The 10503-nt window shown below is 64.2% G+C and carries 11 protein-coding genes; 3 read left to right on the top strand and 8 right to left on the bottom strand.

What is annotated here, in order from left to right:
* Window positions 1–123: 123 nt before the first annotated feature.
* The 8 genes from galU to cmk all read right to left on the bottom strand — a co-directional run bounded on the left by galU (window position 124) and on the right by cmk (window position 8424).
* Entirely contained in the window at window positions 124–1014 is an 891-nt protein-coding gene (galU, locus tag QMX83_RS17205; protein WP_282297858.1) for a UTP--glucose-1-phosphate uridylyltransferase GalU, read from the bottom strand.
* Entirely contained in the window at window positions 1011–2918 is a 1908-nt protein-coding gene (locus QMX83_RS17200; RefSeq protein WP_282297857.1) for a nucleoside-diphosphate sugar epimerase/dehydratase, read from the bottom strand. Before QMX83_RS17200 ends, galU begins: the two co-directional genes overlap by 4 nt.
* A gap of 13 nt (window positions 2919–2931) precedes the next feature.
* Window positions 2932–3906, bottom strand: a complete 975-nt coding sequence (locus tag QMX83_RS17195) for a glycosyltransferase family 4 protein (protein ID WP_282297859.1) — start codon at window positions 3904–3906, stop codon at window positions 2932–2934.
* 6 nt (window positions 3907–3912) lie between these two features.
* On the bottom strand, window positions 3913–5091 hold the full coding sequence (gene lapB, locus QMX83_RS17190; protein ID WP_282297856.1) for a lipopolysaccharide assembly protein LapB: 1179 nt from the start codon (window positions 5089–5091) through the stop codon (window positions 3913–3915).
* Window positions 5092–5097: 6 nt separating this feature from the next.
* Window positions 5098–5388, bottom strand: coding sequence for a LapA family protein (locus tag QMX83_RS17185; protein WP_282297855.1), 291 nt, complete (start codon window positions 5386–5388; stop codon window positions 5098–5100).
* Window positions 5389–5472: 84 nt separating this feature from the next.
* Window positions 5473–5778, bottom strand: coding sequence for an integration host factor subunit beta (locus QMX83_RS17180; protein ID WP_125360534.1), 306 nt, complete (start codon window positions 5776–5778; stop codon window positions 5473–5475).
* 90 nt (window positions 5779–5868) lie between these two features.
* Window positions 5869–7548: a 30S ribosomal protein S1 gene (gene rpsA, locus QMX83_RS17175; RefSeq protein ID WP_125360535.1), complete on the bottom strand. Its 1680-nt coding sequence runs from the start codon at window positions 7546–7548 to the stop codon at window positions 5869–5871.
* Window positions 7549–7743: 195 nt separating this feature from the next.
* On the bottom strand, window positions 7744–8424 hold the full coding sequence (gene cmk / locus QMX83_RS17170; RefSeq protein ID WP_282297854.1) for a (d)CMP kinase: 681 nt from the start codon (window positions 8422–8424) through the stop codon (window positions 7744–7746).
* A 193-nt stretch (window positions 8425–8617) separates the two neighbouring features.
* Here cmk and ykgO point away from each other — a divergent pair, with 193 nt between their 5' ends.
* From ykgO to QMX83_RS17155, 3 genes are all read left to right on the top strand, one after another.
* Window positions 8618–8743 carry a type B 50S ribosomal protein L36 gene (ykgO, locus tag QMX83_RS17165; RefSeq protein WP_017355593.1) on the top strand — a complete coding sequence of 42 codons (126 nt, stop codon included), beginning with the start codon at window positions 8618–8620 and terminating at the stop codon, window positions 8741–8743.
* A 120-nt stretch (window positions 8744–8863) separates the two neighbouring features.
* On the top strand, window positions 8864–9190 hold the full coding sequence (locus tag QMX83_RS17160) for a hypothetical protein (protein ID WP_282297853.1): 327 nt from the start codon (window positions 8864–8866) through the stop codon (window positions 9188–9190).
* A 43-nt stretch (window positions 9191–9233) separates the two neighbouring features.
* Window positions 9234–10271: an agmatine deiminase family protein gene (locus tag QMX83_RS17155; protein WP_282297852.1), complete on the top strand. Its 1038-nt coding sequence runs from the start codon at window positions 9234–9236 to the stop codon at window positions 10269–10271.
* Window positions 10272–10503: the final 232 nt, after the last annotated feature.

Below are 10503 nucleotides of genomic sequence, written 5' to 3'. Positions count from 1 at the left end.
CCGGCTGTTCGCCGGCCCTCATACCCGCCTGGGCCGGCCACCGGCCGGCGCTACCGAAACAAAAAAGGCAGCCGCAAGGCTGCCTTTTTCAATGCGGTGCGCACCAACGGTGCGCACCTACCATCAGCCCTCGTCTTCGGCCAGCATCTGCGCCAGCTTCTCGCGTGCCGGCTTGCCGAGCTTGTGGCTTTCCAGCGCGAAGCGGATGGTGGCCTCGACCAGGCCCAGATGGGTACCGCAGTCGAAACGAGTGCCTTCAAAACGATAGGCGTCCACTTCTTCGGTTTTCAGCAGCGTCGCAATCGCGTCAGTCAGCTGGATCTCACCGCCGGCACCCGTGCCGGTGGCCTCCAGCAGCTCGAAGATCTTCGGGCTGAGCACATAGCGGCCCACCACGGCCAGGTCGCTGGGCGCGTCTTCCGGCTTGGGCTTTTCCACGATCTGCGAAATGCGCCCCTTGCGGCCGTCGAAGGCCTCGGTGGCGACGATGCCGTAACTGGCGGTGTTCTCGTGCGGCACATCTTCCACCGCGATCACGCTGGCACCGGTGGCCTCATTGAGGTCGGCCATCTGCTTGAGCGCACCATCGCCGCGATTCCAGATCAGATCGTCGGGCAGCAGCACCGCGAACGGCTCGTCACCGACCACGGCCTTGGCACACAGCACGGCATGGCCCAGGCCCAGCGCTTCTGCCTGGGTGACAAACACCGCACGCACACCGTTGGGCAGCACATGCCGCACCAGCTCCAGCTGCTCATGCTTGCCAGCGCGCTCGAGCTTCTGCTCCAGCTCGTAGGCCTTGTCGAAGTAATCAGCCACCGCGTGCTTGTAGCGGTTCGTGATGAAGATCAGGGTGTCACACCCTGCTTCGATCGCTTCGTCGACGGCGTACTGGATCAGCGGCCGATCAATGATCGGCAGCATTTCCTTGGGAACGGTCTTGGTCGCGGGAAGAAAGCGCGTTCCCAGTCCTGCCACCGGGAACACCGCCTTGCGGATACGCTGTTGGGTCACTGCCTGCTGGCCTCTCGTGCCGGAAAGGGCACTACATTAGCCGATCCGACGTGATTTTCTTGTTGCAGCGGCGAGAACTCCGGCATGGTCGCGAACAGGATGCTATTGATCGCATCGGTGTCGTAGTTCGCAATGGCCTCGCGCAGGCGCGGGAGGTTGCCCAGCACCTGGTCGCGCGCGAACGTGCGCACACCGGCCTCGAGAATCTTCGGATGCGCGGTGGGGCGATAGTCTTCGTCGGAATAGAACAGCGTCTCGTGCAGCTTCTCGCCCGGACGCAGGCCGGTGTAGATGATGGCGATGTCCTTGTACGGCTGCTTGCCGGCCAGACGGATCATCTGCTCGGCCAGCACCCGGATCGGCACCGGCTCGCCCATGTCCAGGGTATAGATCGCCCCATGCGAAGCCGATGCGGCTGCCTGCAGGATCAGCTGGCAGGCCTCGGGAATGGTCATGAAGTAACGGGTCACTTCCGGGTCGGTCACGGTGACCGGACCGCCCTTGAGGATCTGTTCGCGGAACAGCGGCACCACGCTGCCGGCCGAGGCCAGCACGTTGCCGAAGCGCACGGTGACGAACCGGGTGTTGGTGGTCTTCTGATCCAGGCTCTGGCATATCATCTCCGCATAGCGCTTGCTGGCGCCCAGTGCGTTGACCGGATCCACTGCCTTGTCGGTGGAGATGAACACAAAGTGCTCGATGCGCGCTTCCACGCAGGCCCGCGCCACCGTTTCGGTGGACAGGATGTTGTTGCGCACCGCTTCACGCAGCTGGCGCTCCAGCACGGGCACCTGCTTGTAAGCAGCGGCATGGAACACGGCATCGACCGGGGACAGCGAAAGCGCGTGGCGGATCACCGCCGGGTCGCCACAGTCGCCCAGCACCGCCTCGACCTCCAGTTCCGGGAAGCTGCGCTTGAGTTCAGCTTCGATGGTCAGCAGCAGCAGCTCGCTCATCTCCAGCAGCACGATCCGCCCTGCTCCATGGCGGGCGCACTGGCGGCACAGTTCCGAGCCGATCGAGCCGCCCGCGCCGGTGACCAGCACGGTGCGCCCACCCAGCCAGCCGCGGATCAGCGACCAGTCCGGCAGGATCGGCTTGCGACCCAGCAGGTCTTCAATGGCGACTTCCTTGAGCTCGCCGGGCAGCGAATGCCCCAGCAGCACGTCGTTGATCTTGGGCACGGTGCGGAACGGCACGCCCGTGCTTTCGCAGATGGCCACCACCCGCTGCATGCCGGCGGCATCCAGGGAGGGAATCGCGATGACCAGCAGCTTGGCGGCGGTTTCGCGGACGATCGAGGGGGCATCGTCCAGCGTGCCCAGGATCGGCAACCCCTGCAGCTTGGCCCCCTGCAGATGCGGGGCGTCATCCAGTAAGCCAACCGGCTCGAAGTCGCCCGAACGGCGCAGGTCACGGACCAGTGCTTCGGCCGCCTGGCCCGCACCGAGGATCAGCACGCGGCGGGCGCTGGCATCGGTCTGCAGCGACTGGTAGTCCTTCCACGCGCGATACAGCAGGCGCGGCGCGCCCAGCAGCGCGGACAAGGCAAACGGGTAGATCACCAGCACCGACATCGGCACGCCGGCAAAGCGCTTGTAGGCCAGCACCACCACAATGGCGAGCAGGCCGATGAAGCTGGCTTTGAAGATATGCAGCAGGTCGGCCACGCTGGCGAACCGCCAGAGGCCACGGTAGAGACCGACACGCCAGAACACGATGGCCTGGATGACCAGGACCAGCGAGGTATCCACGTTCCAGAGGGGCAGCGACGGGGCGTCAGCCAGCATCGAGTACCGGCCTGCGTGCAGCAGCTGCCAGCATGCCCAGACCATGAACAGGTCGTGCACCACAATCGCGGCGCGTGGAAGCAGACTGGTGAAACGGTCCTGCCAAGGCGTCATAAAACGAGCAATCCTATAAGTGGCGCATTCCCTTGCGCAGGAGTAGCCAAAGACCGGTCGCCAGAATCAACCACGCGACGGCCACGGCAGCCTCCCACCTCGGCTGCAAATACGTGCAAGCATTAAACACTGTAATACTGAACAGACCAAAAACAAAGTACATACCAGTCACAAAAGTGTGACCTGAGCCGCGCTGGACCGCGCGTTGGTACAGATGCTGGGTGTGGGGTTCCATCCAGCGTTGTCCCGAAAGCATGCGGGACAACAGTGTGAAGCCAGCGTCCACGAGGAACGCGGTTAGCGGGACCAGCAGCAGCAGCCAGGAAATGTCGGTAACGGCACTCCCCAGACACACCAGCGCGGCAATGGCGTAGCCGAGCGCCCCACTGCCGACGTCGCCCATGAAGATGCGCCCGCGCGGGAAGTTGAATGGCAGAAAGCCCAGGCAGGCGGCCGCCAGTACCCACCCCGCCAGCGCGAACGGTCCCGGGAGCACGCAGGCAAAGGCCACACCGGCCAGCACCGCCTGGGTGGTGGCAATCCCGTTGATCCCATCCATGAAGTTCCAGATGTTGATCAGGGACGTGGTGAACAGCAGGGCCAGCACGGCCTGGAGCGGATTGCCGGTCGCCTGCCAGACCAGCCCGGCCAGCAGCGCCGCCGCTACCACGTGGACCAGCAGTCGGCGCACCGCCGGCAACGGCCGGTGGTCGTCCCACCAGCCGATCCCTGCCACCAGTGCCAGCCCCAGACTGAATACCCCTAGCGCCAGGCGGGCGGCGGGCCAGATCAGGGCACCAGCCGCTGCCGCCAGCAGCAGGGTCAGGACAATGGCGATACCGCCGCCACGCGGCGTCGCCACGACGTGGCTGCGTCGCTCGCCCGGCTGGTCCATCAGGTTGCGCCGCAGCGCGTAATGGCGCGCACCCCAGGTGAGCGCCGCCGAGGCTGCCAGCACCGCCAGCAACCCCAGCCCAGCTGTCGGCACCATGGCTTACAGCACCGCGTAGTTCAGCAGCGGCTTGACCGTGCCCCATTCCTTGCAGCTCGGGCACTGCCAATGGTGGGTGCGTGCGCCGAAGCCACAACGGGTGCAGCGATAAGCCGGATTGCGGACCAGCAGCTGGTCGGTGATGTGCTTGAGGTCGTGCAGGGTCGCGGTGGAATCCGCGCCTTCGGCCAGGGTCAGGTCGATCAGCGCCGACTCACCCCGCACCGACGGGCGGTCCTTCAACTGGCGGCCGAGGTAGGCGCGGGCCGGAGCCACACCCTCCTGCTCTTCCATCAGCTGGGTCAGGGCCAGCACCGGGGCGATGCCACGGTAGTGCTCGGTCATTTCCGAAAGGAAGGCACGCGCCCCGCCCAGGTCCCCGACCTTGCGGTAGTTCTGCATGAGCGGCTGCAGTACTTCGGGCAGATACTCGGGATCGTTGCGGGCGGCGCGCTCGAATGCGCGGACGGCCGCTTCGGCGTTGCCGGAATCGGTTTCCAGGCGGCCTTCGATGATGCCGGCGCGCACCGACATGGCATCTGCCTGATAGGCCCGCGCAATCGCCTCCCTGGCCTCATCGATCTTGCCGGCACCGCGGAAGCGCTCGGCCAGTTCGCACTCGAACTGCCCGACCAGCTTGCCCATCGGCTCACCGGTCACTTCCTCGTAGCGGGTGGCGTTGTCGATCGCCTTTTCCCAGTCGCGTTCGGCCTGGTAGATGCCGATCAGGTGCTTGAGCGCCTGCGGGGCACGCTGGTCGATCCGGGCCAGCTCGGTGAACACGGTTTCAGCACGGTCGAGCAGACCGGACTTCATGTAGTCCTCGCCCAGCGCCAGCAGCGCCTGCACGCGCTGTGCGTCGCTCAGGTCGGTGCGGTTGACCAGGCCCTGGTGCAGGCGGATGGCGCGGTCGACCTCGCCACGGCGACGGAACAGATGCCCCAGCGCGACCTGCGTTTCAAAGGTTTCCTTGTCGAGCTCGGCGATGTGCAGGAACAGCTCGATGGCCTTGTCCGGCTGCTCGTTGAGCAGATAGTTCAAGCCGCGGAAATAGGTGCTGGAAAGGCGGCTGACCTGGTTGTCACCGTGGCGCTGGCCACCGCGCCGACCGATCACCCAGCCAGAGACCGCTGCCAGCGGCAGGAACAGGAAAAACCAGAACCACTCGGAGACGAATTCCATCGGCGCTCAGCGTCCGTCAAAAGAAGAAGTAGAAGGTGCAACCGGTGCAGCCGGCGTGACCGGCAGCGTCTTCTGCGCCTTGCGCAGCTTCGAGTAAAGGGGAATGACCATGCCCACCAGCACCAGTCCGGCTCCGATCAGCACGCCAGCCAGCAGCGCAATGGTGATCGCAAGGCCCGTACTGGCATGAATCTCGGTAAACCCGAGCTTGAGGGTCATTTCCTGCGAATTGAGGGCACCGACAATGAGCCCGGCGACCAGCACGGCCAACAGGATCAACAGACGTGCAACTTTCATGTGGCAGCTCCCATTCCGTTAGGGACCAAGAGTAGCGGACCGACGGTCCGCTCTACCAGCCTGCGGCGTGGCAGACGTGCAGACTCAGGCGGGATCGCCTTCCAGCGGAACCACGGCGCTGACGCGCTCGCGCAGTTCCTTGCCCGGCTTGAAATGCGGGACATGCTTGCCCGGCAACGCGACCGATTCACCGGTCTTGGGGTTGCGCCCCAGCCTGGGCGGCCGGTAGTGCAGCGAAAAACTGCCGAACCCGCGGATCTCGATGCGATCACCGCCAGCCAGCGAACCCCCCATCATTTCCAGCAACGACTTTACCGCCAGATCGACATCGTCCGACTTCAAATGCGCCTGTCGGCGCGCCAGGATTTCGATCAGCTCGGATTTGGTCATTGCGGACTCGCTTCGAGGGATTCCAACCCTGAAACGGCCCGGACAGATGTCCGGGCCGCTCAGGAAACTACTGCAAACGGGTAAGACCGATTACTCGGACTTGTTGCCGTTCAGCTGTGCACGCAGCAGCGCGCCGAGCTGGGTGGTGCCGCCCGAAGCAGACTGGTATTCCTCCAGCACTTCGCGCATTTCGGCGTCGTCCTTGGCCTTGATCGACAGCTGCAGGGTACGGCCCTTGCGGTCCATGCCCACGAACTTGGCTTCCACCTTGTCGCCGACCTTCAGGAACTGGGTCGCATCGTCAACGCGCTCATTGGCAACGTCGCGAGCCGACACATAGCCTTCGATGCCGTCAGCCAGTTCAATGGTTGCGCCCTTGGCGTCCACTTCCTTGACCACGCCTTCGACCTTCGAACCCTTCGGGTTGGCAGCCATGTACTGACCGAACGGATCCTGCTCCAGCTGCTTGACGCCCAGGCTGATGCGCTCGCGTTCCGGATCGACGGCCAGGACGACGGCGTCCAGGTTGTCGCCCTTCTTGAAGTTGCGGACCACGTCTTCGCCGGTGGTGTTCCAGCTGATGTCGGACAGGTGCACCAGGCCGTCGATACCGCCGTCCAGGCCGATGAAGATGCCGAAGTCGGTGATCGACTTGATCTGGCCCGACACCTTGTCGCCCTTCTTGTGGATGGCAGCGAAGGTTTCCCACGGATTGGCGGCAACCTGCTTCATGCCCAGCGAGATGCGGCGACGCTCTTCGTCGACGTCCAGCACCATCACTTCGACTTCGTCACCGACCTGCACAACCTTGGACGGGTTGACGTTCTTGTTGGTCCAATCCATTTCCGAAACGTGCACCAGGCCTTCGACGCCCGGCTCGATCTCGACGAACGCGCCGTAATCGGTCACGTTGGAGACCTTGCCGAACACGCGGCTGTTGGCCGGGTAACGACGGGCGATGTTGTCCCACGGATCTTCGCCCAGCTGCTTCAGGCCCAGCGAAACGCGGTTGCGCTCGCGGTCGAACTTCAGCACGCGCACGTCCAGCTCGTCGCCGACGTTCACGACTTCGGACGGATGGCGCACGCGCTTCCATGCCATGTCGGTGATGTGCAGCAGGCCGTCGATACCGCCCAGGTCCACGAACGCGCCGTAGTCGGTCAGGTTCTTGACGACACCCTTCAGGATGGCACCTTCCTGCAGCTTGTCCATCAGCTGCTCGCGCTCTTCCGAGTGCTCGCTTTCGACGACAGCGCGGCGCGACACAACAACGTTGTTACGCTTGCGGTCCAGCTTGATGAGCTTGAATTCCAGCTCCTTGCCTTCCAGGTAGGCCGGATCGCGCACCGGGCGCACATCGACCAGGGAACCCGGCAGGAACGCGCGGACATCCTTGATGTCCACGGTGAAACCACCCTTCACCTTGCCGCTGATGCGACCGGTGATGGTTTCGTTCTTTTCCAACGCTTCTTCCAGCTCGTCCCACACCATGGCGCGCTTGGCCTTCTCGCGCGACAGGACGGTTTCACCGAAGCCGTTTTCGATCGAGTCAAGGGCAACCTTGACCAGGTCGCCTTCGGCGACGTCGATTTCGCCAGCGTCGTTACGGAACTGCTCGATCGGCACGATGCCTTCAGACTTCAGGCCAGCGTTGATCACCACCACGTCGCCGCGGACTTCCACGACGGTACCGGTGACGATGGCGCCCGGCTTCAGCTTGGCCAGATTGGCCTGGCTGGCTTCGAACAGTTCGGCAAATGATTCGGTCATTAGATTTACTCTGTTGGACACATGGGCAGGGGTTCCCTTCAAGGGTTCCGTGTACTGCCCGCCTGTTGGTCGACCCCGGAAAAGCAGGTCGTGTGTTAAGTAGGAAAACCGCCACGCATCAGTGCGGGACGGAGCTTGTGTTGCCTTGCAATGGTGCGACTACCGTCGATGGATTGACGGCCTCCTTACAACGGATCAGGCACCCGAAACCGGAAGCAGATCCAGAACCCTGGCAACGACTTCGTCGATGCCGATTCCACTGGTGTCGATGACGACGGCATCGTCTGCCGGCTTCAGGGGCGCCACTGTGCGCTGTGCATCACGGGCGTCGCGGGCCATGATCTCGCGCAGGAGGTCATCAAAGTTAACAGAAACCCCCTTGTCTTTCAACTGGTTATGCCGGCGCTCGGCGCGCTCCTCGGCACTGGCGGTCAGAAAGACCTTGAATGGGGCATCCGGGAAGATCACCGTGCCCATGTCCCGGCCGTCGGCGACCAGGCCGGGCTCGACCCTGAATGCGCGCTGGCGTTCCTTTAGCGCGGACCGGACTTCGGGGATGGCGGCAATGGCCGAGGCCAGCGCGCCGGTGGTTTCCAGGCGCAGCTCGTCGGTGGCATCCGTCTCATTGACCATGACACGCAGTGCGCCGTCCGCGGTCTCGACGAAGCGGACCTTGGTGTCGAAGGTGCACCGGACCAGCGCCGAGGCGTCGGAGGTGTCGATGTCGGCCCAGCTGGCGGCCACGCCCACAGCCCGGTACAGCGCCCCCGAATCCAGGTAATGCCAGCCCAGCCGCCGTGCGACAATGCGGCTGACGGTGCCCTTGCCAGCCCCGGAAGGACCGTCGATGGTAAGCACGGGGGGATGCGGATTCATGGGTTTCCCTGTGTGATGGACCCCCCATTCTAGCCCCTGCCCGACCCCCGCTGAGACCTTTTTGGTGCAACCACTTGAAAGGATGGAGAAAAGGCCGGTAGAATGGCGGGCTTGAACGAGCGTCACCTGCCGATTGTCATCTGCATATCGCGGCCGCGCTCCACCTGAATCCACGTTTACGCCGAGGTATGCAATGAAAGTCCTGTCCTCTCTGAAGTCGGCCAAGTCCCGTCACCGCGACTGCAAGGTCGTCCGTCGTCGCGGCAAGATCTTCGTGATCTGCAAGTCGAACCCGCGCTTCAAGGCTCGCCAGCGCTGAGCCTTAGGCAGGTCACGGCCACCGGCCGCGTCCTACCTGAATGAAAAACCGCCTACGGGCGGTTTTTTATTGCCGTTTTTTGTTGTAATCGCATTTCTTGACACTGGGGAGTAGATCGAGATGAAGCGTTACCTGACCACCCTGCCGTTGCTTGCCCTGCTGGCCTGCGCCAGCGCCCACGCCGACACCCTGCTGATCGACCGCACCAAGGAGCAGCCTGCTGCGATGGTGCCGGTGCGCGGGCAGACCGCCACCCAGGTGCTGGCCACCTTCGGCGAACCCACTGAGAAGCTGGAACCGCGTGGCGGCCAGAAGCGCCAGTGGCCCACCATCAACCGCTGGGTCTACCCGCAGTTCACCGTCTACTTTGAAAAGGCGAAGGTGATCGACGTGGTGGCCAACAAGGCCAGTGCGGAGGAAGTCGGCCCGAAGCCGGCGATCCGCTGACCCCCCTATGCCCGCGCCTGGCGCGGGCCATTGCACCGAGACCATGAACGAAACGCTCCGCTTTCCAGCCGAATGGGAATCCCAGTCGGCCATCCTGATCGCCTGGCCCCATGCTGACACCGACTGGGCTGACCGCCTGGCCGACGTGGAAGAGACCTACATCGCCCTGGTTGCGGCCATCACCCGCTTCCAGCCGGTGGTGATCATCGTCGCCGACGATGACCTGGAGGCCTATGCGGACGCGCGCCTGCGCTCCAACCGCATCGACATGGAGCGCGTGCGTTTCGTCACCGCGCAGTACGACGACACGTGGCTGCGCGATTCGGGCCCGATCACGCTGCGTCGCGCCGACGGCGGCTTCCGTCTGCTGGACTTCCGCTTCACCGGTTGGGGCGGCAAGTTCGAGGCCAGCCTGGACGACCAGCTGGTGGGCGTGCTGCACGCGCAGGGTCTGTTCGCCAACGCGGAACTGCAGAGCATTCCGTTCGCCCTGGAAGGCGGCGGCATCGAAACCGACGGTGAAGGCACGCTGCTGACCACCTGGCAGTGCCTGCACGAACGTCACCCGGACCGTGACCGCGCCTCGCTCAGCGCGGACATGGCCACCTGGCTGGCGCAGGATCGGGTGCTGTGGCTGGACCACGGCTATCTGGAAGGCGACGACACCGACGCGCATATCGACACGCTGGCACGCTTCGCCTCGGCAGACAGCATCGTCTACCAGGCCTGCGATGACAGCACCGATTCGCACTACGCCGAACTGCAGGCGATGGGCAACGAACTGGCCGCGCTGCGTACCACCGCCGGCCAGCCGTACCGCCTGTTCCCGCTGCCCTGGGCCCGCCCGGTGATCGACGAAGGCCGCCGTCTGGCCGCGTCGTACGCGAACTACCTGATCCTCAACGGTGCAGTGCTGATGCCGGCCTACGGCGACGAAGCGGACAACGCCGCCCGCGACGTGCTGGCCCAGGCCTACCCGGACCGCGAAATCGTGCAGGTCCCCTGCCGCTCGCTGATCTGGCAGAACGGCAGCCTGCACTGCATCACCATGCAGTTGCCTGCGGGTGTGCTGGCCGGCTGACATTCTGTCGGCATTCGAAAGTTTCCCAGACGCCGGGCTTTGCCCGGCGTTTTTGGTTTTGGGCGAACAGCCGGTGGCCATCGAAGATCAAAGGCAAGTGGTCGTGGCATTTCCCATGGCCACCGACCCTGTATCGAGGGGCCGGTGGGTGGGGGGTACGGGACCGTAAAGGCACATGGATGTGCCGCCCGAGCCTAACTGGAGATTTAAGGCGTGTCCCGTACCCCCCACC

The organism is Stenotrophomonas sp. PS02289 (assembly GCF_029960115.1).
Taxonomy (GTDB): Bacteria; Pseudomonadota; Gammaproteobacteria; order Xanthomonadales; family Xanthomonadaceae; genus Stenotrophomonas.
The sequence above is the reverse complement of the archived record's forward strand: the minus strand, read 5'-3'. Positions and strand labels throughout refer to the sequence as shown.

Coding starts and splice junctions, on each gene's coding strand:
- rpsA (WP_125360535.1), bottom strand. CDS start 7,548: ATGACCGAATCATTTGCCGAACTGTTCGAAGCCAGCCAGGCCAATCTG.
- cmk (WP_282297854.1), bottom strand. CDS start 8,424: ATGAATCCGCATCCCCCCGTGCTTACCATCGACGGTCCTTCCGGGGCT.
- lapB (WP_282297856.1), bottom strand. CDS start 5,091: ATGGAATTCGTCTCCGAGTGGTTCTGGTTTTTCCTGTTCCTGCCGCTG.
- QMX83_RS17185 (WP_282297855.1), bottom strand. CDS start 5,388: ATGAAAGTTGCACGTCTGTTGATCCTGTTGGCCGTGCTGGTCGCCGGG.
- QMX83_RS17160 (WP_282297853.1), top strand. CDS start 8,864: ATGAAGCGTTACCTGACCACCCTGCCGTTGCTTGCCCTGCTGGCCTGC.
- ykgO (WP_017355593.1), top strand. CDS start 8,618: ATGAAAGTCCTGTCCTCTCTGAAGTCGGCCAAGTCCCGTCACCGCGAC.
- QMX83_RS17200 (WP_282297857.1), bottom strand. CDS start 2,918: ATGACGCCTTGGCAGGACCGTTTCACCAGTCTGCTTCCACGCGCCGCG.
- QMX83_RS17155 (WP_282297852.1), top strand. CDS start 9,234: ATGAACGAAACGCTCCGCTTTCCAGCCGAATGGGAATCCCAGTCGGCC.
- QMX83_RS17180 (WP_125360534.1), bottom strand. CDS start 5,778: ATGACCAAATCCGAGCTGATCGAAATCCTGGCGCGCCGACAGGCGCAT.